Source organism: Streptomyces sp. NPDC040432 (assembly GCF_055595445.1).
The window spans coordinates 773946-798143 of sequence record NZ_JBVIVP010000001.1; the positions used below are offsets into that span (position 1 = coordinate 773946).

The window sequence follows — 24198 nt, forward strand, 5'->3', positions numbered from 1 at the left end:
TCGACTCGTGTGCGTACGGGTTTCCCGGCGCGCGGGCGCGGTCACGGGGACGCCGCCCTGAACCGCAGGGGCAGGGCGCGCAGGGCTCGTTCGGCGATGGCCTCGGCCTCCGCCGGCCGTTCGGCGTGGGCGATCACCCCGGCCAGCGCCTCGGCTCCGCCGCGGTAGGGCGGAACCACCGTGCCGGGGGTCAGGTCGAGGCCCCAGAACACGTCGTGCACTCCGGTGCGGCGGGTGACGTCCCGGGGGTCGCCGACCCACTCGACGACGCCGCCGTCCGCCGGGACGAACCGCTGGACGACCGCCCGCAGCTGCCGGGGGGCCAGTTCGGCCGGTCGCAGGGGTTGCCCCAGGGCCAGCCGGACCACGTTGGGCAGCGGGTCCACCCCGGTGGCCAGCCGCATCACCTCGGTGGCGATCCGGGCACCGGTCAGCCGGCAGGTGATCTCCAGGAGGATCACCCGTCCGTCGTGGGTGCGCAGGATGTCGGTGTTGATCACCGCCGGGTCCAGGCGCAGCGCGCGCGCCCCCCGCCGGACGGTGTCGGTCACCTCCTCGATCTGCTCCGGGGTCAGCCTGCTGGGCAGGGTGTCGCCGCCCTCGAAGAAGTGGGGGGCGAACTCCTCCTTGCGGCCGTACTCCCGGTCCGCGAAGCCGAAGCGGTGCAGTTCCCCGTCGACCATGAAGGCGGCGAGGGTGTGTTCGGTGCCCTCCAGGAATTCCTCGATGACGATCCGGCCGCCGGGGCTGAGCCGCAGCGCCTCCTCGGCGAGGGCGCGGACCTGCCCGGCGCCCTCCACCTTCAGCACGCCCAGCGAGCCGGTCTGGTCGCTGGGCTTGATGACGACCGGCAGACCGATGTCGTCGGCGGCCCGGACCGCCTCGCCGACGCTCTCGGCGGTGGCGAACCGGGGCAGGTCGAGCCCCGCGGCGCGCAGGATCCTCAGCCGCCGGTCCTTGAGCGTGCAGTCGAGGGCCGTCTCCAGGGGCAGCCCCGGGCAGCCGAACCGCCGGGCGAGCACGCTGATCACCGGTGGGTTGTCCGCGCCCAGCGAGAACACCCCGTCGAGACGGTCGATGCCGGCCGCGGACAGCTCCGCGAGGACCGCCACGGCGTCGTTCGGGTCGCACACGAGGAGGAGGTCCGCGGCGGCCCGGGCCCGGTCCGTCGGATGGTCGGTGACCACGACCAGTTCCCGGCGGGGGGAACGCAGCTCGATCAGGGAACGGTCCATGCCCTGGCCGAGCCCGCAGACCAGCAGGCGGTCAGTCATGACCACCGCCCACCGGGCCCGCCTCGGACGGGCCCGCGGCGGGCGCGGCGCCCAGGCCGAGCACCTGGAACACCTCCGCGTGCCCCGACCCGGCCGTGACCGCGCCCCGGTAGCGGGCCAGTCCGCGAATGCCCTCGTCCCACGCGGCGTGCCGCAGCTGGGAGACGTACGCTCGCATCGCCTCGACCTTGGTCTCGATCTGCCCGTCGATCTCCTCGACGTACTGGAAGCGCGCCATCGGCGCCCACACCTCGTAGCCGAGCACCAGCCGGGGTGCGGGGCTGGGCGGGCCGCCCGCCTCGTGGAAGAACTCGGACTGCGCCATCCACAGTGCTTCGAGGGCGAGTTGGTGGACCATGCGGTGCTCGACGTCGTCGTCGTTGTCGTGCGGCAGGTACACCACCTGGGGCCGTACCTCCCGCAGGACCCGCACGAGGTCCAGGTGGACCCGGCGGGAGAGGACGAAGTCCCGCGAGGGTTCGTCGAAGCGGATGCAGCGGTGCACGCCCAGCGCCTTGGCGGCGGCCTCGGTCTCGGCCGCGAACTCGGCGTCACCGACCGCGTCGTCGAGGGCGCTGCGCTCGCGGCCGATGACGATGACGACCGTCACCCGGGCGCCGTCCCGCACGTGCTTGGCGATGGACCCGCCGCAGCCGATCACGTCGTCGTCGGGGTGCGGCGCGACCACGAGGACGTCGGTGACGCCCGTCATGCGCCGGCTCCCGGCAGTTCGCCCGCCCAGCGCGCCCAGCGGCCGGTGAGCAGGGTCCCCTCGGCGAAGGGGGTGCGCGCCGTGAATCCGAGGATCCGTCGGGCCTTGTCGTGGTCGGCGCGGGCGGTCGAGCGGTACAGCTCCAACTCCCATTCGGCCACCGGTTCCCCGGCGGGCGCCGACGGGTCGCCGAGGCCGCGCAGCGTGCGGACGGCGTCGAAGAAGGTGCCCCAGCGGAGCTCCTCCGGGTGGCCGACGAGGAAGCGTTCACCGGCGGCCGCCTCGGTGTCCACCGCCAGGAGTACGGCCTCGGCGAGGTCGTCGACGTACACGGCGTTGCACACGCCTCCGCCGTCGCCCGTCGGGAGCTGCGTGAAGTCACCTTCCGCGCGCGCCAGTTGGGCCGTGGTCCACTGACCGCCCCACGGGCCGTGGACGACTCCCGGTTGGAGCACCACCGTTTCCAGGCCGTCGCCGTGGGCGTCGACGACGAGGCGCTCCGCCGCGAGCTTCTGCTGTTCGTACTCCCTGTCGGCGGCGTCGGTCGGGCGTGCCGGGGACTCCTCGGTCAGGGCGCCGGTGACGGCCGGGTCGTAGACGTCGATGGTGCTGAGGTGCACGACGCGGCGGACGCCGGCGGCCCGGGCGGCCGCCAGGACGTTGGCGGTGCCCTGGACGGAGGCGTCCCAGCGGTCGGACTCGTCGCCGGAGCTGCCGAACGCGCAATGGACGACGGTGTCGCAGCCTTCGAAGGCGGACCGGAGCGTGTCGGGGTCCAACAGGTCCCCGCGGCGGAACTCCAGCCGGTCCTGCGGCAGGACGGACAGCCGCGCGGCCCGGCCGAAGCCGCGGACCACGGGACGGACGCGGGCCTCGGTGCCGAGGACCAGCCGCTCGACGAGCCTGCCGCCGATGAACCCGCTCGCGCCGGTGACCGCCACCGTGCGCCCGGTGAGTGCGGGGCTCCCGGCGTCGTCGTCGCGCGTGGTCCAGGGCTGCGCGGACGGGGTGCGGGCGGCGGCGCCGTAGCAGTCCTGGATCAGCCGGACGACGCGCACGCCGTCCTGTGCGGTGGAGTGGACGGGAGCGGCGCCGCGCACGGCGGCGGCGAAGTTGGCGAGCTGCTCGGTGAAGAGCAGCTCCCACTCGTCCTGCGCCGGGGCGACGGCCTCCACGTCGCCCCGGTGGAGCTCTTCGCCGTCGGCGGTGATCAGGGTGCACTCCCCCGCCGGGAAGTCGGTGCCGATGGTGACGGTCGCCCTGGTTCCGGTGACCTTGCAGCTGATGCCGAGGTCACGCAGTCGGCTGAAGTCGCAGTGGGCGTCGACGGTGCCGAAGCGCAGGTGGGCGGAGGCGTCCGTCTCCACCCCACCGAGGGAGTCGTCCTCGTAGCGGACCACCTCGACCTCGGGGCCGAACCACCACAGCAGGGTGTCGAAGACGTGGGAGGCGGTGTCGGTGAGTACGCCGCCGCCCGCGAGCCGCCGGTCGAACATCGACCAGGAGACGGGTTCGTGGGCGTAGGGGTGGCCCTCGGACCAGTCGACGCGGACCACCTCGCCGAGCTCACCACCGTCGATGAGCCGCTTGACCCAGGCGTAGGCGGGGAAGAGCCGCCTCGGGTGGGCCATGGCCAGCACCGGAGCGCCCTCGGCGGCGGCTGCGGCTGCCAAGCCCTCGGCGTCCTCGACGGTGGTGGTCATCGGCTTCTCCAGCAGGACGTGTTTGCCGGCCGCCAGCAGCGCCCGCACGATCGGCGCGTGCAGGGTGTGCGGGGCCACGACAACGGCGGCGTCGAAGGCGTCGGCGATCCCGGCCGGGTCGGTGGCGAGGACCACCCCGTCGGCGTCGGTGCCGCCGAGTTCGCGGTACAGGGCGAGGGCCGCCTCGGCCTGGCGGGGGTCGTGGTCGATGAGCGCGGTCAGCTGCACGTCGCCCTTGAGCGGGGGCAGGGCGGGCAGGTGGCAGCCACGGGCGGCGGCGCCGCACCCGATGATCGCGAGGCGTACGGGAGGCATGGGTCTCTCCTGGATTCGTCGAAGGGGCTTCTCGGGGAGGGTGTGTCGGGGAGGGGTCCGTCGCGTGTTACGTGACGTGGTGCGACGTGGCCCGGTACGACGTGACGCGGTGGGGCCGGACGGCGGTTGCGGGCCGGGGCCCGGGCCCCGGCCGCGTCAGCGGGTGTCGGCGCCCGCGGGGTGGTGGACCCATACGTTGGGTTCGACGTACGTGCCGTGGCCGTCCTCGGTGACGCGCAGCGGCGCCAGGGCGCCGGGCAGGAGGTGGTCCCCCGGGCCGGGCAGCGGATGCCCTAGGAACTCCGCCCATCGGCGCACCGGCTGACGGATCACCAGGGACTCCTCAGCGATGCCCAGCTGTCGGGCACCGAGGTCGAAGTGGGTGCGCAGCCAGGGATCGAAGCAGCGCCCGTCCGGACCGCGCCAAGCCGCGTACTCGCCGATCGGGATCAGTGGGTAGCGCGGCTTGCGGGTGGGTCGCACCGGGATGATCACCCCGCGGGGGGCGTCGGTCGCGGCCCGCCGCCGGACCTCGGTGAGCAGTCGTTCCGCGTGCCCCTCGGCCCGGTGGCCGGGGTCCACGGACACGGACAGCATGCACACGGCGTCGGGCCGGTCCGGCGGGGCGTGGTCGACGCCCTCCACCAGGGCTCCGTCACTGCCGGACGGCAGCGTGGAGGTGCTGCCGTCCCAGCGGACCGGCAGCCCGTTGGCGGCCGCGACCAGGCGCCCGTCCTCGTCCACCAGGCAGAGCTGATGGGCGGGGTAGCGGTCGTACATGCCGTGCCAACGCCAGTTGCCGGGGGACTCCCAGCTCATGAAGGCCGGCATGTTGGCACCGATGAGGGCGTCGACCTCGGGCAGCAGCCACGGGTCGCGGGACAGGTCGGTCAGGGTGGTGGGCACCCGCGCGTCAGCCCAGCAACCGGGTGTCGGCCGTGGCCCGCATCTCGCGGGAACGCCGCAGGTCGGCCGTGACGCACACGCGCTTGAGCCAGCGGTCGGTGCCGTCGTAGCGGGCCTGGAACGGCAGCCGGCCGTGCACCGCGCGGTGGTTGTCGATGAAGAGGACGTCGCCCCGGTCCGCGACGACCTCCCGCATCCCGGCGTCCACCACCTTGAACAGCGCGTCGTAGGCGCGCCGCGCCTCGGTGTCCTCCTCGGGCACGGAGGTGAAGTACGGGTCCAGGCGCATGTACGGGTCCAGGCGGGAGCCGTAGAGCAAGGGGGCGAGCGGCCGCTCGTCGATCATCCGTTGGATGGTGGCGAACCGGGCGGCCTCCTCGGCGGAGGTGATCGTGTTGTTCTTCGGCAGGTGCGATTCGTCGGGGGCGATGTGGAAGCGGGGTTCGAAGAGGATGTCGATGTCCTCGGCGGACAGCGAGGACAGGTCGAGCTCACCGACCGTGGTGGGGACGTGGTCGGGGTTGCGCAACGCGCCGAGGATCAGGTAGTCGCTCCGGTAGGGATGGAAGGCGTCCTCGGTGTGCCAGGTGAGCAGTTCCTTGCTGCCCATCCCGAGCTGGTCGTTCTCGTGCCGGCGGATCGGGAAGATGTCGTGGACGAGGTGGCCGTCCTGCTGGGTGGCCCAGCCGAAGGGTTCGCCGAGCAGCGCCGAGTAGATCATCAGCAGCAGCTCCTCGGGGAACTCGGGGCCGGGGCGGCCGCGGCCCCGCCAGTGGTCGGGGGTGGGGCCGATCCGCTGCTGGTCGAAGTCGTGCCCGCGGATCACGGTGTGGCCCTGGCGGTCGGCGAGCTTGAACTCGCGCAGGAAGTGCTGCACGCCTTCGGGCAGGCGGGCTGCGAGTCCCGGCAGGTCGCGCAGCAGCACGGGATCACCGAAGGACGGGTAGCGGGCGGCCAGTTCGAGGCTGAGTTCCGCGATGGCGGAGGCCTCGTCGGGCGTCAGGGTGTAGCCGGGCGTGGACTGGTCGGTGAGGTTCGACATGCCAACTCTCGCTGAGTGGTCGGGATGGGGTGCTGCCCGCGGGCGGCCGGAGCCGGGTTCGCGGGCCCTCGGGGTGGTGCGGGCCCTCACGTGCGGCCCCCGAACGGGGCTCTCGGGTGGGGCCGTCGGGTGGTGGGTGCCGTCCGGTGACGCGGGTGGCCCGCGACGCGGACGGCAGGTGGTGCGGGTGGCCCGTGGCGTGGGCGCGCCGTGGCGTGGGTGGCCGATCGCGGGGTGGTCGGGTGACGCGGCGATCAGGGCAGGGCGGTCTCCCGGTCGGCGAGTGCGCCGGCGAGCCGGCGGGGGGTCGGGTGGCTGAAGAGGGCGCTCGCCCGTAGCCCGCCGGCGGTGGGACGGACCTCCCGCAGGCGGGTGAGCAGCCGCATGGCGAGCAGGGACTGCCCGCCGTGGTCGAAGAAGTCGTCGTCGGGGCCGAGTCCGGGCACGTCCAGGACCTCGCGGAACAGCGTCAGTACGGTGTCCAGGGGCTCCCCCGCACCGGATTCGGCGGCGCCGCCCGGTGTGCGGGCCGCCGGTTGGTCCGCCCCGGTCCCCGCTCCGCGCCCGTCTCCAGGTCCGGGTCCCGCATCAGGTCCGTGTCCCGGCCCTGGTCCGGGCGGTGCCGCCGGCGTGGGTGCGTCGGTGCGGGCGACCGTGGCCGCCCAGGTGGCCAGCCGCCGCTTGTCGACCTTGCCGTGCGGGTTCTTCGGCAGGACGGCCACCCGGTACAGCACTCGGGGCACGGCCCAGTCCGGCAGTTGGGCCTCCAGCGGCGCCAGCAGCACGTCCCGGCCGGTGCCGGTGAGGCGTACGGCCTCGCCCGGCAGCGGCGCCGTCGTCGGATCGGCCGGCACGGTGAACGCCCACAGGACGGTGCCGGTCCGTGGATCGGGGAAGACCACCGCTTGGTCGACGCCGGGCAGTTCGCACAGGGCGCGTTCCACCCGCGCCGGCTCCAACCGGTGTCCGCGGATCTTGATCCGGTCGTCGACCCGACCGAGGAAGACCAGCCGGCCGTCGGCGTCGATCCGGCCCAGGTCCCCCGTCACGTGGAGGCGGGCGCCGGGATCGGCGGCGTACGGGTCGGGTACGAAGCGGCGGGCGGTGGCCTCCTCGTCGTCGAGGAAGCCGCGGGCCAACAGCGGGCCACCGATGTGGATCTCGCCGCTCTCGCCGTCCGGCACGGGTCGGCCGTCCCGGCGGATGCTGATGTCGACGTCGCGCAGGGGCGTGCCGAGCGGCACCTCCTCGGCGTCGGCGGGCAGCTGGTCGGTGTAGAAGGTGGAGCTGACGGTGCATTCCGTGAGCCCGTAGACGTGGGCGAGGGCGGCGGGCTGCCGTGCCTGCCAGTCCCGGTAGGGGCGGGGGTCCATCCGTTCGCCGCCGACCACGACCGTGCGCAGCGTCCCGGGTGTGGTGACGCCGCCGGTGTCGAGCCAGCGGGCGTACTCCAGCCAGTACTGGGTGGACAGTTCCACCACGGTGGTCCCGGTCCGGTCCAGGGTGAGGTGCAGTTCCTCGGCGTCGAGGGCGCGGGTGTCGTCGCGGCACACGACGGCCGCGCCGGCGGTGAAGGCGGGGAACACCTCCTCGATCAGGACGTCGAAGCCCAGTGAGGCCACCTGGAGCCAGCGGTCGCCGGGTGTCAGCCCGAGCCGTTCCGCGACCGCGTGCGCGAACCGGCTCAGCGCGTCCCGCTCGATGACGGTGCCCTTGGGGCGGCCGGTGGAGCCGGAGGTGAACAGTACGTACGCCACGTCCGATCCGGTGGCGTGCCGCGCCGGCCGCGTCCCCGTCTCGGGGCCCGCCCCGGAACCGTCGCCGTCGCCGTCGCCGCCCGGGACGTACGCCCCCTCCGGCGCGTGGCGCCCGTCGCCGAGCCACACGGCCGCGGCGGTACGGACGACCAGCTCCGCACGGGCCGCTGGAGGCAGGCGGTCGTCGAGGACGGTGAATCCGGCTCCGGCCTTCAGGGCGGCCAGCATGCCGAGCACGGTGCGCGCGGGGTCGCCGAAGGCCAGGCCCACCAGCTTCCCCGGAGCTGCGCCGCGCCCGGCGAGGGAGGCTGCCCAGGTGTCGGTGAGCCGGTCCGCGTCCCGGTAGGACAGCACCCGTCGCGGGGTGACGAGGGCGGGGCCGTCGGCGTGGTCGCGGACCGCGAGGTCCCACAGGTCGAGCACGTCGGGCCCGGTCACGGCCGTCACCGTCCGGCCCCCCGGGTCCGCAGGAAGTCCGACAGTCCGGCGAGACCGGCCCGGAAGTCCTCCTCCGGGCCACCGAAGCCGAGCCGGGCGCCGTGCGGCATGCCGAACGCGGTACCGGGCACCAGCAGGGTCCGGTACCGGGCGAGCAGCTCCAGGCAGAAGCGCTCCACCGCCTGCGGTCCGGCCTGGGCGCGTTCCAGTTCGCGGAAGACGGGCAGCGCGCAGACACCGCCTTCGGGCGGGGTCCAGCGGACCTGGTCCGCGTGCCGGGCCATCCAGTCCGTGAGGTGCGCGAGGTTGCGCCGGGCGCCGTCCGCCCGGGCGCCGATGAGCTCGTCGGCGTGGCGCATGGCCCGCTCGGCGACCAGTTCGACCAGCGGCGAGAGGAACAGGGTGGTCCGGTCGCGCAGCGGGAAGGTTGCGGTGATCAGCTCCTTCGGCGCGACGGCCCAGCCCACGCGCAGGCCGGGCAGCCCGAACGTCTTGGAGAAGGTGCCGTAGGACACCGTGTCCCCGCCGTCCGCTCCGGGGTCGGGGAGCACCTCCCAGCGGTGGGCGATCTCGGCGGTGGCGGCGTCCCACACGAGCACCGCGCCGGTCTCGGCGGTCCGTTCCGTCAGGGCCTTGAGGCCCTGGGCGGACAGGGTCACGCCGGTGGGGTTGTGCGGGAAGTTGACGATCACGGCCGTGGTACCGGGGGTGATGACGTCGGCCAGCACACCGGGGTCGATCCCGCCGTCGCGCACCGCGCGGGCCGGCAGTTCGACCACGTCGCAGCCCGCCGCCCGGGGGTAGTGGCCCAGGGAGTGGTAGATGCCCTCCTGGACGACGACCCGGTCGCCGGGTCCCAGCAGTGAGCTCAGGGTCAGTGCGATGGCCTCGCTGGACCCGTGGGTGATCAGCACCCGGTCGGCGTCGCCGCCCGCGTACCGGTCGGCGACGGCCCGGCGGATGCCGGCGCCGCCCTGGGAGACGCTGTCGTCCATGACGATCGCGTCGAGGTCGTCGACCGGGATCCGGCACAGGTCGCGTATCTCGGCGAAGGTGTAGGGATGGACGCCGCTGGAGCTGATGTCGTGGATGTCGGGGCCGAGGTGGCGGCGGTACCACTCCTCCAGCACCGGGGGTTCTTCACGCCGCGGAAGCAGACTGCTCATGGCTGTGCAACTGTCCCTTCTCTACCCCTGACGGGCTTCCCGCCACCAGCGCTGCCCGGAGAGCGGGAGCGTGTCGATGGGGTCGTAGTAGTGGTAGGAGCCGCTGTGTGCGTCCGGGTCGGCCGCCTCCAGCGGGGTGAGGTAGCTCTTGCTCCAGTGCGACACCCCGAGGTCGCGGTCGTAGGCGTCGACCTGGTCGACCCACCGCTTGCCGGCCATCGGTACGTCGCACACGAGGCGCGGGGTGGAGAATCCCGGGAGGTAGCCCATGATCTGACGTTGGATCAGTTGGGCCCGGTGCAGCGGCACCCGCCAGTGCTCGGCGTTCGGGATCATGTCGCACATGTAGAAGTAGTACGGAGTGATGCCGGCGTGGTCGACGAGTGCGAAGCACAGGTCGAGCAGGTCGTGGGCGTTGTCGTTGATGCCGCGCATCAGGACGCCCTGGTTGCGCACGTCGTGCAGGCCGGCGCCGAGGAGGGCCCAGGCGGCCCGCGCCACGGCGGGCGTCACCTGCTGTGCGGCGTTGGCGTGGGTGTGCAGGGCGATGCGGACCCCGCGGGCGCGGGCCTTGTGGGCCAGCCGCTCGACGCCGTCCAGCACCGGAGCGGAGTTCCAGTACTGGGGCAGGCCGATCAGCCCCTTGCTGGCGAGCCGGATGTCGCGGATCGAGTCGATGCCGAGCAGGCTGTCCACGAAGCGTTCGAGTCGCGGCCAGGGCAGGTTGGCCAGGTCGCCCCCTGACACCACCACGTCCCGGATGCCGGGCGAGGAACGCAGGTGCTCCAGGATCCGGTCGGCCCGGTCGACCGGCTTGAGTTGGAGTTTGTTCTTGGTGACCTGAGGGGTGGAGGTCCCCACCAGGTCCATGCGGGTGCAGTGCCCGCAGTACTGGGGGCAGGTCGACAGGAGTTCCGCCAGCACCTTGGTGGGGTAGCGGTGGGTGAGCCCCTCCACGACCCACATGTCCTGCTCGTGCAACGAGTCCCGGTCGGCCATCGGGTGCGAGGGCCATTGGGGATGCCGGTCGGAGAACACCGGCAGCATGTACCGGCGTACGGGGTCGTCGTAGAAGGCCTTGGTCAGCTCGCCGGGACGGGCCGCCGCGGCGTCGGGGGCGATGGTGTTGAGCATCTGGGGCGGCAGCAGCACCGACATGGTGGCCCGGTGCAGCCGGTCCTGTTCCCAGTCCTCGTAGAACCGCTCGTCGAGCAGGTCGCCGACGACGGCGCGCAGTCCCTTCGCGTCCTTGACGCAGTGGGCGCGCTGCCACTGCGGGTCCGCCCACTCGGCCTCGGTGACCGTCCGCCATCCGGGCAGCCGCCGCCAGTCCGGCTCCGCGAGCGGAATGCTCCGGTACTCGTAGACCCCTTCGAGCCTCGCCGGCTCCGTCTGGCCGTGTGCTGTGTCCACCAGCCCGCCACCCATTCCCGTCGGTTTCGGCCGTATCGGCTTACGGGAACCGATCTTGCAGAGCCCCGGCGTTGTACACGAGGGCGTGTTGTACGGGGCACTGGGGTCGATCGCCCCTGTACAACAGGGCGCCGAAGGCGGATGGTTGTACGGCCAATGAACGGCGACGATCCGGTACGGCACAACGTGCCGCGACATGAAGCGGAACGTTCGGGGAACGCCCCGGGACGGGCTGTCCGGTACGGCGGGTCGGCCCGGCCCGATTAGGACGAACCCGCTCTCCGAGTGGCCGGATCCATCGACTGCCGATTGATGGAAATGTCAGTGGCATGTACCAATGTCCGAGAGGTCCGGTGCGGTGTCTTTCGGTCGTCTCCGGGCCCTCGAACCGGTCCTGCTCGCGGGCCCGTGCGCCACCGACCGGGTTGTACGGCACCACAGCACATGCGCCTCGCTCGACACCATTCATCACCAGGGGAGAAGCATGCCCAGGCCAGAGCGGTTGTTAGACCCCACAGCCGGACCGCTGGAGGAGTTCGCCCACACCTTGCGCGGTCTGCGGAGACAGGCCGGCAACCCCTCCTACCGGACCATGGCGAAACGTGCCCACTACTCCGTGGCCACCCTCTCGGAGGCGGCTCGCGGACTGCACAAGCCCTCGTTGAAGGTGACCCTTGCCTACGTGGCCGCCTGCGGGGGTGATCCGGAGCCGTGGACCCGGCGTTGGCACCGTCTCAGCAGCGAACTGGAGGCTCGCGACAACCCCGCCCGGGGCCAGCCGCGCGGCGCCGGCCGGCCGGCTCCCTCCCCGCCGGCCCCCGGCCGCCGCCCCGGGCCGGGAGGAGCCCCCACGACGGCCCGTCGGGCCGAGCCGCGCGCCGCCGCCCGGGCCGTCGCCCCGCCCGTCGCCGCCGCGCGCCGTCCCGCCGGGGACGCGTTGACCGCCGGCGAGCGGGCGGAACTGCGACGGCTGCGCAGCGAGGTGGAGCAACTGAGGCACGCCAACGCGGTGTTGAAGGCGGCATCAGCGATCTTCGCGGCGGATCTCCGCACAAACTCTCAGGTCGTGTACAACCCGGACGGGCGACAAGATCCGTAGGCGAGACCGGACGCCGAGCGCCCTGCGGGCCCTGGGCGGAACCGGCGGATCCCGACCGACCTTTGGGGACTGACATGCGTGTGCTCGGAGTCAACGGCTGGCCCGGCGCCAGCCACGACGGTGCGGCCTGCCTCGTCGTGGACGGCGAAGTCATCGCCCTGGCCGAGGAGGAACGCTTCACCCGCCACAAGCACGCCTACGGGGAAGCCCCGCTCAACGCCGCCGCCTACTGCCTCGCGGAGGGCGGTCTCACCCTGGACGACGTCGACGTGGTCGCCCACGGGTGGGACCTGCCCACCCTCTTCGCGGACCGTGGTCTGGACTGGTTCGACACCGACGCCGACTGCCTGGAACACCTGCTGCCCAAGGCGCTGTTCCCGCGCTCCCGCGACCCGCGGCTGACCTTCGTCGGCCACCACATCGCCCACGCCGCCAGCGCCTACCACCTCTCCGGACGCGAACGCGGCGCGATCCTCGTCCTAGACGGCCAGGGCGAGAACGAGAGCACCACCCTGGCCGTCGGCATCGACGGCGCGATCAAGACGCTGCGCGCCCACTCCCCCGGCTGGTCGCTCGGCTACTTCTACGCCGCCGTCTGCGAGTACGCCGGGCTCGGCGCGGACGCCGCCGGCAAGATGATGGGGCTGGCCTCCTACGGCACCCCCGGGGACCTCACCTTCGCCGGCGCCCTCGGTTTCTCCGACGAGGACTTCACCATCGGCGTCGTCCCGCCCGACCTGCGCTCCACGGGCACGACGGACGAGGAGACGGCCACCATCCGGTACTGGCTGGAGCACCTGGAGAAGACCCTCCCCGACGCGCCCAACCGCGTCGCCCGCCGCTTCGACGCCCGCGCCGGGCACTACGTCAAGGTCACCGATCGGGACCCGTTCGAGTACCGCGACGTCGCCGCCACCGCCCAGGCCGCCCTGGAGCGGGCCGTCATGGGCCTGGTCCGCGGTCTCCTGCGGGAGACCGGTGAGTCCACGCTCCTGATCGCCGGTGGCGTCGGGTTCAACGCCACCCTGAACGGCAAGATCATGCGGATGCCGGAGGTCCGGGACCTCTTCGTCCAGCCCCTCGCCGGCGACCAGGGCGTCTCCCTCGGCGCCGCGGTCTGGGTCGCCGCCCAGGAGGGCGACCGGATCCTCCCGATGACGGGTTCGGTCGCCTGGGGTCCGCAGTGGTCGCCCGACGAGATGCGCCGTGTCCTGGACGCGTCCGGCACCGCCTACTCCGAGCCCGCCGACATCGCCGCCGCCACCGCCGACGTACTGGCCGCCGGCGGGGTCTCCGGTTGGTTCCAGGGCCGCGCCGAGGGCGGTCCCCGTGCGCTGGGGCACCGCAGCATGGTCGCCGTGCCCGCCCCCGAGTCCACCCGTGACCGGGTCAACGTCCGCATCAAGGACCGCGAGGCGTGGCGCCCGTTCGCGCCCAGCATGCAGGAGGAGGCCGCCGAGGTCCTCATCGGCACCTCCACCCCGCTGCCGTACATGATCGTCACCACCCCGGTGACCGAGGCCGGGGCCGCGGCCATGCCCGCCGTCGTCCACAGCGACCGCACCACCAGGCCGCAGACCGTCTCCGCCGCGGTCGACCCGCTCTACCACCGCCTCATCGGCGAGGTCGGCCGGCACACCGGGGCCGCCGTCATCATGAACACCTCGTTCAACGGGCGTGACGAGCCGGTGGTGTGCAGCCCGCGCGACGCCCTGGCCACCTTCCACCGGCTGCCCCTGGACGCCCTCGCCCTCGGGCCGTTCCTCATACGCCGCTCCCCCGATGCCCTCGGGGAGGCCGGCGCGTGACCGCCCCCGTACGTCCGCACGGCACCGGACCGGCACCGGCAGCCGAGTCGGCGGGGTCGCGGACCCCGGCCGCCGACCCGGCCGCCCCGTCCGCGGAGGAGGTCCGCGCCAGGCTCGTGACCTGGCTCGCCGAGGCCGTCCTGACCCCCGACGCCGACCTCACCGCGCCCCTGCGCGACCTCGGAGTCGACTCCCTCGACCTGATCCGCACCGCCCGTCGCGTCGAGTCGGCGTTCGGCGTGCGGGTGCAGCTGCGCGAGCTGTTCGCCCCGGAGCTGACCACCGCCCGCCTCGCCGCGATGGTCGCCGAACGGGCCGCCCTGCGCGGTGCGACCGAGGCCGCGCCGCCCGGCGCCGCCCACGCCCCGGTCGTCCTCACGCCCTCCCAGGAGCAGGCCTGGGAGGAGCAGACCGGCGAGCGCGGGCAGTGGAACCAGGCCCTGCTGCTCACCACCCGGCCGGACGTCGACCCCGACCTCTTCGCCGAGGCCGTCCGCCGTCTGGTGGCCGGTCACGCCTCGCTACGCCTCGCCGTCGAGGAACGCCCGGCCCGGCGGCCCCGTCAGCGGACGGTGGCGCTGCCCGTCGACGGCCCCGCGGACGCGGCGCTCGGCCCGGCGCTCGACACCGTCGACGTACGGGAGGTCCCCGACGCGGACCTGCCCGCCGCGATCACCCTGCGGTGCGCGGTCGAGCAGCGCTCCCCGGACCCGTACGCCGGCCGCGTGGCCCGCTTCGTCCGCTTCGACGCCGGCCCCGCCCGGCCCGGCCGGCTGCTGATCGTCGTCCACCAGATCGCGATCGACATGGTCTCGTGGTCGGTGCTGCTCGCCGACCTGGAGGAGGTGTACGCGGCGCTGGAGACCGGCCGGTCCGACGTGTGGCCGGTCGAGGGCACCTCCTACCCGGAGTGGGCGCAGGCCCTCGCGGCCCACGCCCGCACCCCCGAGGCGGAGGAGCAGGCGCAGTGGTGGACGGATGTGGCCCGCACCCCCGCCGCCCTGCCCCCGGACCGCCCCGTGGCCGACCCTCGGGCCGTGAACACCGCCGCCACCGCGGCGACCCACCGCGAGGAGTTCCCCGCGGAGCTCACCGCCCGGCTCCACAGCGCGGCCCGCGTCCACCGCGCCCACCCGGGCGACCTCGTCCTGCACGCCTTGGGCGAGGTGCTGGCCGAAGGGCTCGACGAGCCGGCGGTCCGGGTGGACGTACTGCGGCACGGCCGCGAGGAGACCGTCGGCGACACGCAACTGGCCCGCACGACGGGCTGGTTCACCACCACGGTGCCCGTCCGCCTGGACCTGGCGCCCGGCACTCCCGCCGAGCGCCTGGCCCGGACCGTGGGCCACCTCGCGGCCCTCCCCGGCGGCGGTGTGGGCCACGGCGCCCTCGCCCGACACGGCCGGCCGCGCATCGCGGCGGTCCTGCGGGCCGCCCCGCCCAGCAACGTCTCGTTCGACTTCGAGGGCGACGACGCCGACGCGCTGCCCCTGGGCACCCTGCTGCCGGACGTGGCCCCGGAGCCGGTCGGCGACATCACGGCCCCGCACTGGACGCGCCCGCACCCGGTCGAGGTCATCGCCACCACCGAGGACGGGGCGCTGCGCGTCGAGTGGTGGTACTCCACCGCCCTGTACGGGGAGACGACCGTGCGCGCTCTCGCCGCCCGGCACCGGGAGGCCCTCGCCGCCCTCCTGCACGCCCTGGCCGGGTCCGACGAGGCCGCGTAGGTCGGCGCCCTCGGATCCCGCCGGGTCGCCCCTTCGACCCGGGCACCCGCTGAAACACCCCACGGACGGACCGGAAGACGCCTGCCATGATCCTGCCCAGTGTGCTGGACCCCTTCTTCGCCATCGCCCACGCGGACCCGGACCGGCCCGCGGTGGTCGACAACGGAGTGACCGTCGGATACGCCCAACTGGCGCGTTGGGCGGGGGCGGTGGCCGATCTGGTGACCACCCGCGGCCCGGCCGGAGCGCCGCCGGTGGCCATCCACACGCACCACAGCGTCCGCGACATCGCGGCGGTCCTCGGCACGCTCGCCGCCGGCCGGGGGTACGTCCCGGTCGGTGACGGCCCGGCCGGGCACGCCGACCGGGCCCTGCGGGCCCTCGGCTGCCGGGAGATCGTCGCCACCGCCGGGACCGACCGGCTGCCGGCCCTCGACCGCGTCCTACGCCCCAACTGGGGCCGCTCGCAGGACCCGCTGCGGGCGGCCGGCGAGCCGGTCCGGCCGCTGGATCCCGCGTACGTCCTGTTCACCTCGGGGTCCACCGGCGCCCCCAAGGCGGCCGTGGTCCCGCACGGCGCACTGCACGCCGTCCTGCCGCACCTGCACGGGCAGTACGGCGTCGGCCCCGGCACGGTCGCTCTCAACTTCCACCGGGTGGACGGCGACACGAGCCTGGAGGAGATCCTGCCGGTCCTGCTGTCCGGCGGCCTCGTCGTCCTCGACGAGGACAGCGAGGCGGACCTCGACCGGGTCCTCACCGATCACGAGGTCACCCTCGTCAACCTGCCCGTCGACTACTGGCACCTCTACACCCGCCACCTGCTGGACACCGGCCGCCCGCTGCCCCGCTCGGTCGAGACCGTCGTGATCGGCGGCGAGGCCGTCCGCCCCGACATGCTGGACCGTTGGCGGCGGCTCGGCGCCGACCACGTCGTCCTGCTCAACACCTACGGGTCCACCGAGACGGCCCTGGTCACCCACAGCGCCGTCCTCGCCGGGCCGGGCGCGCCCGCGGCGTTCCCCGACGGACTGCCGATCGGCCGCCCGTTGCCCTCCGTGCGGCAGACCGTCGAGCCCCGGCCGGACGCTCCGCACGGCCCGGGTGAACTCCTCGTGGCGGGACCCCAGTTGGCTACCGGGTACGTCGACGATCCGGAGCGCACCGCCGCCCGGTTCGTCGAGTCGGATACGGGCGCCGGCACCGGCACCGAGCGTTGGTACCGCACCGGCGACCTCGTCACCGAGACGGCCGACGGCTCGCTCGTCTTCCACGGCCGCATCGATCACCAGGTCAAGATCCGCGGGCACCGGGTGGACCTGCTGGACGTCGAAGGGGCCGTGGGCGGGCTCCCGGGGGTGACGGCCGTCGCCGCCGCCGCGCACACCAAGGGCGACCACACGGCCCTGGTCGCCTTCGTGGTCCTGGCCGCCCCGGAGCCCGACGGACGGGACGTCGTCGGGGCGGGCCCGGAGGCCGCCGCCGCGACGCTGCGCGAGCGGCTGCGGGCCACCCTTCCGGGCCCCTTCGTACCCGACCGGATCCTCGCGGTGCCCGAGCTGGTGCACACCCGCACCGGCAAGGTCGACCGGGCGCGCACCCGGGACCGGTACCTGTGAGCAACCGTCTCTTCGACGCCTCCGTCGACCCCGCGGACCTGCCCGAGGCGGACGTCCGCGGCCCCTGGGCGTACCTGTGGTGGCTGGCCCGGATCCGCCCGTGGCCGCTCGTCCTCGCCGCCGTGCTCGGCGCCCTCTGGATGGTCCCCCTCGCGCTGATCCCGCTGGTCATCGGACGGGCCATCGACGAAGCGGGCGAGTCGGGCGGGCAGGCCGGCCTGTACCTGTGGGCGCTGCTCACCCTCGGCCTCGGCGTCCTCCAGGCCGTCGCGGGCGCGGGCCTCATCCAGGCCGCCGTCGGCGCCGAGGCACACGCCCTCTCGGTCACGCACCGCGTGCTGGTACGCCAGGTCGTACGGCTCGGCGCCACCCTGCGCGACAAGGCCCGCTCGGGGGACGTGGCCGCCTCCGCCGCCGCCGACGTGGAGAGCATCGGCAACACCTTCGAGGTCGTCGGCCGGACCATCGGTGCGGTCGTCGCCGCCGTCCTGGTGGCGGTCGCCCTCACGGTCACCTCACCGGTCCTCGGGCTGGCCGTGCTCATCGGCGTCCCGGCCGCCGTCCTCGGGATCGGGCCGCTGCTGCGGCCGCTCCAGGAGCGCGACGAGGCCCAGCGCGAGCAGATGGGCATCGCCACCTCGCAGGCCGGGGACATCGTGGCAGGCCTGCGCATCCTGCGCGGCATCGGTGGCGAGGCCGGGTTCGCGGAGGGTTTCCGTCGCACGAGCCAGCAGGTCAGGCGGGCGGGCGAGTCGGCCGGTCGGATGGAGGCGTGGCTCCAGGCCGCCGGGGTCCTGCTTCCCGGCCTGGTCACCGTCGGCATCGTCTGGCTCGGTGCCCGCCTCGCACTGGACGGCACCATCACCGCCGGTGAACTCGTCGCGTTCTACGGTGCCTCCGCCTTCCTCACGCTGCCCGTGAGCACGGCCACCGAGGCCGCCGAGACCCTCAGCCTCGCCAAGGTCGCCGCCGGCCGCGTCTGTGTCCTGCTGCGGCAGGAGCCCGGTTCCGTCCGTCCCGAGCGGCCCGAGCCGTTGCCGGCGGGCGCCCTCGCGCTGACCGACGCGGCCACCGGCATCAGCGCGGCCGCCGGCCGGCTCACCGTGGTCACCGCGCCCGCCGACCGCACCGGTGAGCTGGCGGAGCGGCTGAGCCGGCCCGGCGCCGCCGAGGCCCCGGCCGTCCTGCTGGGCGGCGTACCCCTGGAGCACGCGGACCCCGACGAACTGTCAGCGCGGCTGCTGCGTTCGGGGCCGGCCGACGTCCTCTTCAGCGGCACCGTCCGGGACGAGCTGACCGCCGGTTCCGCCCGGTCCCGGGAGGCCTTGGCCCGGGCCCTGTTCGCCGCCGACGCCACCGATGTCGTCGACCTGCTTCCCGGAGGTCTGGACGCCTGGTTGGACGAGGGGGGCCGCACCCTTTCCGGCGGGCAGCGCCAGCGGTTGGTCCTCGCCCGCGCCCTGCTCGCGGATACCGACCTGCTGGTCCTGGAGGACCCGACCGCCTCCGTCGACGCTCACACCGAGGCCCGGATCGTCGGCCGGGTCGCCGCCCTGCGCGCCGGCCGCACCACGGTCGTGTTCAGCGACAGCCCGCTGTGGCGCGGCGCCGCCGATCACGTGCTCCGTCTCGACGCCGAACCCGCCGGCGACGGCCCCGACCGCTCCGCGGGAGTGCCCTCATGACCACCACCCCCGTCCAGGCACCCGCCCCGGGTACCGGCACCGACCCGGAACCCACCGGCGCGCCCGGTGGCGGCCGGCTGCCGCTCGCCGACCGGGCCGACGTCCGGGCCTGGGTCGGCGTCTTCCTCCGCGGGGAGGCCCGCCGACTCGCCCTGACCTTCGGGCTGTTCGCCGCCGCCCTGGTGGCCGGCCTGGTCGGCCCCCGACTCCTCGGGCACCTGGTCGAGTCGGTCAAGGACGGCACCACCACCGGCCGGGTGGACGTGCTGGCGCTGGCCTTCGTCGCCGTCCTCGTCGGGCACGCCCTCCTCGCCCGCGCCGCCCGTACCCGGGCCACCCTGCTCGGCGAACGCGTCCTCGCGCGCACCCGCGAGAACTTCGTCCGCCGGATCCTCGGCCTGCCGCTGTCCGAGGTGGAGGCGGTCGGAACCGGTGACCTGCTCAGCCGGGCCACCACCGATGCCGATCGGCTGAACGAGAGCATCCGGCAGGCCGTCCCCCGCATCGCACTCGCCGCGGTGACCCTGGTCTTCACCTTCGCGGCCATCCTGCTCACCTCGCCGCTGCTCGCCCTGGGCCTGTTGGCAGGCGTACCGTTCGCCGCCCTGTCGACGTGGTGGTACCGGCCGCGCGCCACCCGGGCCTACGAGCGGCTCCTCGCGCAGGAGGCCGACGTCCTGGCCGTCACCCACGAGACCGCGCGCGGCGCCGCCACCGTCGAGGCCCTCGGGCTCGGCGGGCGACAGATCCGGCGCCATGGCGCGGCCGTGGACCGGGTGGTGCGCACCCGGCAGCGCACCACCTGGCTGCAGACCATCTGGTTCCCGAGCCTGGACCTGGCCACGATGGTTCCGATGGCGCTCACCCTCCTGATCGGCGGACTCGCCTACCAGCGGGGCGAGGTGGGGCTGGCGGAGCTGACGGCCGTCGTGCTCTACGTCCAGGCCCTCGGCGAGCCCCTGAACGACCTGCTGACCTGGACCGACGAACTCCAGATCGGCAACGCCGCGCTCCGCCGCATCCTCGGGGTCGAGCGGCTGCCCCGCGAGGCAGCGCGGCCGCCGGCGGCAACCGACGGCCACACCATCAGTCTGCGGGGGGTGGACTTCGACTACGGTTCGGGCCGTCAGGTCCTCACCGGCATCGACCTCGACATCGCGGCCGGCGAGCGTCTGGTGGTCGTGGGTGCTTCCGGGGCGGGGAAGTCCACCCTCGGCAAGGTGCTCGCGGGCGTGCACCACGCCACGCGCGGGACCGTGCGGATCGGCGGCGCCGACGTCACCACCCTGCCGGTGGAGCAGCTCCGGCGGGAGATCGTCCTCGTCACCCAGGAACAGCACGTGTTCACCGGGACGGTACGGGACAACCTGCTGCTGGCCCACGACGGAGCCGGGGACGGCGACGGGGCTGCGGACGCGCGGCTGTGGCAGGCGCTGGAAGCCGTCCTCCTCGCGGACTGGGTGCGCGCCCTCCCCGACGGACCGGACAGCGAGATCGGGCCGGGCGCGGCCCTGGTGTCCCCGTCCCACGCCCAACAACTGGCGCTCGCCAGACTGTTGTTGTCGGACCCGCACGCCCTGGTCCTCGATGAGGCCACCGCGCTGCTGGACTCCACGGCGTCGCGTCGGGTGGAGCGCTCGCTCGCCGCGCTGATCGAGGGACGTACGGTCATCTCGATCGTGCACCGACTGGAATCCGTGCGCGACGCCGATCGCATCGCGGTCATGGACGGCGGAAGGATCGTCGAGCTGGGCAGCCACGACGAACTCCTGTCGGCCGACGGCGCCTACGCCGCGCTGTGGCACTCCTGGGACTCGGCCCGCCGCACGTGAGCAGCGACCGGCCGGAGCCACAGCGGCAGCGCCGGCGGCAGCCGGTTCGAGGACGGTCGCGGGCGCGCGGTCAGGGCGCGTCCGCGGCCCACCGCTCCAGCAGGTCGTCGGTGGTGACGACGGAGGCGACCAGGACGAGCGAGTTGCGGATCACCTCGGCGGTGCAGGAGGCGGGCACCCCGGCGATGGCGTCGGCGGGCACGACCACCCGGTAGCCGAGGTTCACGGCGTCGAAGACGGTGTTCGGGATCGCGATGTTCGAGGAGACCCCGGTGACGACGAGGGTGCGAACGCCGAGGTTGCGCAGCAGCGCGTCGAGGTCGGTGCCCGCCATCGGGGAGAGCCCGTGGAGCCGGCGCACCACCAGGTCCTGCTCCGCCACGACGATCGGGGCCGCGATCTCCACCGCCCCGGTTCCGGTCAGCTGGCGCACCGGGAGTTTCCCGGCGGCCCGGAACAGTCGGGCGTTGGCATTGGCCCCGCGCCCGTCGGGCCGCCGTTCGGCGACGGCGTGCACCACCTGCACGCCGGCCGCGCGCGCGGCGTCGGCCAGGGCGGCGACCCGGCCCAGCATCCCGGAGTCCCGGGCCTCCTTGGCCAGCTCGGGCAGGGCGCTCTCCTCGCCGACGACGCCGTTCTGGCATTCGACGGTGAGCAGCGCGGTGGTGGCGGGATCGAGATCCGGCATGGCTCCCCCTGGTGCGGCGACGGAAGAGCCTCCATGATTCCTGACACATAGTCAGATGTGAAGGGACGTGGGCGGATGGACGGCACCCAACGGCGGGGACGCCGCATCATGATGACCGACGGGGAGGTGGACGCCTTCCTGCGCGAACAGCGGACCTGCCGGGTGGCCACGGTCTCCCCCGACGGGCGCCCGCACGTGGGCGCGCTGTGGTTCGTCTGGGACGGCAAGTCGCTGTGGCTGTACTCGATCACGCGCAGCCGGCGCTGGTCCGACCTGCGCGCGGATCCCCGGATCTCGGTGGTCGTCGATTCCGGGGAGGCGTACGACGAACTGCGCGGGGTGGAGCTGTCCGGCAGCGTCGCCTTCGTGGGCGAGGCGCCCCGGACCGGGGAGCCCTGCCCGGAACTGTCCGAGGTGGAGCGGCTCTTCCCGGTGAAGAACTTCGGGATCGAGGAGATGCCGCACGACGGTCGGCACGCCTGGATCCGGCTCACCCCGGACTCGGTGGTGTCCTGGGACTTCCGCAAGATCTGACGGCACGCGGAACACGGCACACGTCGTACGTCACACGGCCCCGAGCCCCCGAGCGCGACCGAAGGCGCCGGCCGGGCTCGGGGGCTCGGAAGCCCGGGGCCGCCGGCGCCCCTCAGGGCCGGGCCCCCACCGGCAGCCCCGGACCCGGCGGCGCCTCCCGCACCCGCGCGGCCGCCTCGCGCAGTGCCTCGACGGCGGCCCGGATCGAGGGCCTGCGGCCGGCGTCGGCCCGCCAGACGGCGTACACGTGTCGACGTACGGTGTCGCAGACGGGGAGCAGTCGAACGCCGGGCGGTACGGGCCCCCGGCCCAGCCTGGGCGTCACGCAAACGCCCAGGCCGGCTTCCACGAAGGCCAGCTGCGTGTGGTGCTCCTCGGCGATGTGGCGGATGCGCGGCTCGATGCCGGTACCCCGCAGCGTGAAGACGAGCCACTCGTGGCAGAACTGCCCTTCGTTCCAGGAGATCCAGTCGTCGTCGGCGAAGTCGGCGAGGGAGATCCCGGTGCGGCCGGCCAGCGGGTGTCCGGCGGGGACCGCGATGTCGACGCCGTCGTCCAGGAGGTGGGTACGGGTCAGCTCGCCCGGTACCGGCATGCGCTTGTTGTGCCAGTCGATGGCGAGGGCCATGTCGAGGTCACCGCGCACGACGGCGGCCATGCTGTCCTCGGGTTCCCGCTCCCGTACGAGCACCCGCAGTTCGGGGTGCCCCTCGCGCAGTGAGGTCAGGGCGCCCGGCAGCAGGCCGCGCATGGCCGTCGGGAAGGCGCCGACCCGCAACTCTCCGACAGCGCAACCTCTTTGGGCTTCCACGTCGGCCTGGGCGAGCTCCACCTGGGAGATGATCCGGGCCGCGTGGTCCGCGAGCAGCCGCCCCGCGTCCGTGAGCCGGACCCCCCGCCCGTTCTTGGTCAGCAGGGGCTGCCCGACCTCCCGTTCCAGTTTGGCCATTTGCTGGGAGACGGCGGAGGTGGTCACGTGGAGACCGCCGGCGGCCCCGCTGACCGAACCGTGGCGGGCGAGGGCGTCGAGGGTGCGCAGGCGCTCCAGGTTCAACATGTAAGCGATGCTACGGCGTCACCCACAAGAAGTCTCGCTTGTCCTACGAGGTTGCGCGCAGGAGAGTAAAGCGCATGAGCGCACCCGCCCCCTCCCGCCCCGCCCCGCAGCCCTCCCCCGCCGCAGCGCCGGCCGCACCCCCTCCCGGCCGGACCCGCACCACCGGCTCCCGGTTGGACTGGCGGCTGCGCTTCACCCTCCTTTCGGTGGTCTGGGGCTTCAGCTTCCTCCTGATCAAGGTGGGCACCGAGGCGTACGCCCCGTTCCAAGTCGCCCTGGGCAGGGTGTTCTTCGGAGCGCTGGCCCTGCTCGCGGTCCTGCTGGTGCGCCGCGAGCCGCTGCCCCGCACCGCGCGCACCTGGGGCCACCTGACGGTGGCGGCGCTGCTGCTCAACTCCGCCCCCTTCTCGCTCTTCGCCTACGCGGAGCTCAGCATCCCGTCGAGCCTGGCCGGGATCTGCAACGCCACTTCCCCGCTGTGGGGCATGGCCCTGTCCCTGGTGGCGCTCTCCGAGGACCGTCCGACGCGGCGCCGTTCCGCCGGGCTCGGGTTGGGCTTCCTCGGTGTCCTGACCGTGTTGGGCGCCTGGCAGGGCTTCGCCGGGGTCGACGCCAAGGGCACCGCGCTCGCCCTGCTGGCCGCGCTCTGCTATCCGATCGGCTGGATCTACGTGCGTCGGACGCTGGCCGGCGCCCCCGGTTCCCCGGTGGCGCTCACCGGGGCCCAGCTGCTGATCTCGACCCTCCAATTGGGCGCCGTGAGCGCGGCGTTCACCTCGGTACCCGTCTCGTTCCCGCTGTGGCCGACCCTCTCGGTGATCGCCCTGGGCGCGCTGGGCACGGGCATGGCCCTCCAGATGCAGTACCAGCTGGTGACGGAGGTCGGCCCGACCACCGCCCAGATGGTGACCTACTTCATCCCGGTGATCGCGACCACGGCGGGCGTCCTGGTCCTCGGCGAACAGCTCCACTGGAACACCCCGGTCGGCGCGGCCGTCGTCCTGGCCGGCGCCGCCCTCACCCAGGCCCGCCCGAGGACCCGCGCCCCGAGGACCCCCCGCCCGGAGCGGGTCCGTCGGGCGGCCCTACCCTGGCGGCGATGATCACCGCACGCCTCTTCGGGGGGACACCTTGAGCCCAGCCCTCGCCCTGTTCGCCATCGGCTCCGTCGCACTCGTCTGCGGGGCCTGGGTGGCCACCAACCTGTGCGGTTCCGCCGACGTCCTGGAGCGACGCGCGGCGGCCGCCGGTGAGCTGACGGCGCACGCCCGCGGCGACCTCGGCCCGCCCCGGCAGATCATGTCCGCCGGGGTCTACCGGTTCCTCGGCGGGGTCATCGGCTCCGCGGGCTTCGTCCTCCTCCTGGTGTCCCTGGTCGAATACGCGAGCTGAGGGGTCGGCCCCGCACGGGGCCGACCCC

19 protein-coding genes are annotated in these 24198 nt (G+C 74.0%); 9 read left to right on the forward strand and 10 right to left on the reverse strand.

What is annotated here, in order from left to right; genetic code table 11:
* Positions 1-41: 41 nt before the first annotated feature.
* From ACZ58N_RS03525 to ACZ58N_RS03560, 8 genes are all read right to left on the reverse strand, one after another.
* Entirely contained in the window at positions 42-1274 is a 1233-nt protein-coding gene (locus tag ACZ58N_RS03525; protein ID WP_471155075.1) for an ATP-grasp domain-containing protein, read from the reverse strand.
* Complete coding sequence (locus ACZ58N_RS03530; protein ID WP_471155076.1) at positions 1267-1986, reverse strand: PIG-L deacetylase family protein; 720 nt, start codon at positions 1984-1986, stop codon at positions 1267-1269. The genes ACZ58N_RS03525 and ACZ58N_RS03530 overlap by 8 nt, the downstream gene beginning before the upstream one ends.
* Complete coding sequence (locus ACZ58N_RS03535; protein ID WP_471155078.1) at positions 1983-4004, reverse strand: NAD-dependent epimerase/dehydratase family protein; 2022 nt, start codon at positions 4002-4004, stop codon at positions 1983-1985. Before ACZ58N_RS03535 ends, ACZ58N_RS03530 begins: the two co-directional genes overlap by 4 nt.
* A gap of 156 nt (positions 4005-4160) precedes the next feature.
* Entirely contained in the window at positions 4161-4910 is a 750-nt protein-coding gene (locus ACZ58N_RS03540) for a hypothetical protein (RefSeq protein WP_471155080.1), read from the reverse strand.
* A 7-nt stretch (positions 4911-4917) separates the two neighbouring features.
* Positions 4918-5952 carry an arginine beta-hydroxylase, Fe(II)/alpha-ketoglutarate-dependent gene (gene vioC, locus ACZ58N_RS03545; RefSeq protein ID WP_471155083.1) on the reverse strand — a complete coding sequence of 345 codons (1035 nt, stop codon included), beginning with the start codon at positions 5950-5952 and terminating at the stop codon, positions 4918-4920.
* Positions 5953-6206: 254 nt separating this feature from the next.
* Positions 6207-8147, reverse strand: a complete 1941-nt coding sequence (locus ACZ58N_RS03550) for a non-ribosomal peptide synthetase (protein ID WP_471155086.1) — start codon at positions 8145-8147, stop codon at positions 6207-6209.
* Positions 8148-8152: 5 nt separating this feature from the next.
* Positions 8153-9313, reverse strand: a complete 1161-nt coding sequence (gene vioD / locus ACZ58N_RS03555; RefSeq protein ID WP_471155088.1) for a capreomycidine synthase — start codon at positions 9311-9313, stop codon at positions 8153-8155.
* A gap of 21 nt (positions 9314-9334) precedes the next feature.
* Positions 9335-10726, reverse strand: coding sequence for a KamA family radical SAM protein (locus ACZ58N_RS03560; RefSeq protein WP_471155091.1), 1392 nt, complete (start codon positions 10724-10726; stop codon positions 9335-9337).
* Positions 10727-11210: 484 nt separating this feature from the next.
* On the opposite strand from ACZ58N_RS03560, the gene ACZ58N_RS03565 reads away from it, so the two are divergent.
* The 6 genes from ACZ58N_RS03565 (at position 11211) to ACZ58N_RS03590 (ending at position 20499) form a co-directional block, all read left to right on the forward strand.
* A complete protein-coding gene (locus ACZ58N_RS03565; protein WP_471155093.1) occupies positions 11211-11825 on the forward strand; it encodes a helix-turn-helix domain-containing protein in 615 nt (204 codons plus the stop codon).
* A gap of 74 nt (positions 11826-11899) precedes the next feature.
* A complete protein-coding gene (locus ACZ58N_RS03570) occupies positions 11900-13633 on the forward strand; it encodes a carbamoyltransferase family protein (RefSeq protein ID WP_471155095.1) in 1734 nt (577 codons plus the stop codon).
* A complete protein-coding gene (locus tag ACZ58N_RS03575) occupies positions 13630-15363 on the forward strand; it encodes a condensation domain-containing protein (RefSeq protein ID WP_471155098.1) in 1734 nt (577 codons plus the stop codon). The genes ACZ58N_RS03570 and ACZ58N_RS03575 overlap by 4 nt, the downstream gene beginning before the upstream one ends.
* Positions 15364-15449: 86 nt before the next feature.
* Positions 15450-16982: an AMP-binding protein gene (locus ACZ58N_RS03580; RefSeq protein ID WP_471155100.1), complete on the forward strand. Its 1533-nt coding sequence runs from the start codon at positions 15450-15452 to the stop codon at positions 16980-16982.
* A complete protein-coding gene (locus tag ACZ58N_RS03585) occupies positions 16979-18667 on the forward strand; it encodes an ABC transporter transmembrane domain-containing protein (RefSeq protein WP_471155102.1) in 1689 nt (562 codons plus the stop codon). Before ACZ58N_RS03580 ends, ACZ58N_RS03585 begins: the two co-directional genes overlap by 4 nt.
* On the forward strand, positions 18664-20499 hold the full coding sequence (locus ACZ58N_RS03590) for an ABC transporter ATP-binding protein (protein WP_471155105.1): 1836 nt from the start codon (positions 18664-18666) through the stop codon (positions 20497-20499). The genes ACZ58N_RS03585 and ACZ58N_RS03590 overlap by 4 nt, the downstream gene beginning before the upstream one ends.
* Positions 20500-20569: 70 nt before the next feature.
* Here ACZ58N_RS03590 and ACZ58N_RS03595 read toward each other — a convergent pair whose 3' ends face one another.
* Positions 20570-21187, reverse strand: a complete 618-nt coding sequence (locus ACZ58N_RS03595) for a cysteine hydrolase family protein (RefSeq protein ID WP_471155108.1) — start codon at positions 21185-21187, stop codon at positions 20570-20572.
* Between the two features lie 75 nt (positions 21188-21262).
* On the opposite strand from ACZ58N_RS03595, the gene ACZ58N_RS03600 reads away from it, so the two are divergent.
* Positions 21263-21721 (forward strand): pyridoxamine 5'-phosphate oxidase family protein, encoded by a 459-nt coding sequence (locus ACZ58N_RS03600; protein WP_471155111.1) that lies wholly within the window; start codon positions 21263-21265, stop codon positions 21719-21721.
* Positions 21722-21833: 112 nt separating this feature from the next.
* Here the strand turns inward: ACZ58N_RS03600 and ACZ58N_RS03605 are convergent, their stop codons facing one another.
* Positions 21834-22778 (reverse strand): LysR family transcriptional regulator, encoded by a 945-nt coding sequence (locus ACZ58N_RS03605; RefSeq protein WP_471155114.1) that lies wholly within the window; start codon positions 22776-22778, stop codon positions 21834-21836.
* 74 nt (positions 22779-22852) lie between these two features.
* Here ACZ58N_RS03605 and ACZ58N_RS03610 point away from each other — a divergent pair, with 74 nt between their 5' ends.
* Both ACZ58N_RS03610 and ACZ58N_RS03615 read left to right on the forward strand, forming a co-directional pair.
* The gene (locus ACZ58N_RS03610; RefSeq protein ID WP_471155117.1) at positions 22853-23881 is read left to right on the forward strand and encodes a DMT family transporter; all 1029 of its coding nucleotides are present in this window, start codon (positions 22853-22855) and stop codon (positions 23879-23881) included.
* Positions 23882-23909: 28 nt separating this feature from the next.
* On the forward strand, positions 23910-24170 hold the full coding sequence (locus ACZ58N_RS03615; RefSeq protein ID WP_471155118.1) for a hypothetical protein: 261 nt from the start codon (positions 23910-23912) through the stop codon (positions 24168-24170).
* Positions 24171-24198 lie beyond the last annotated feature (28 nt).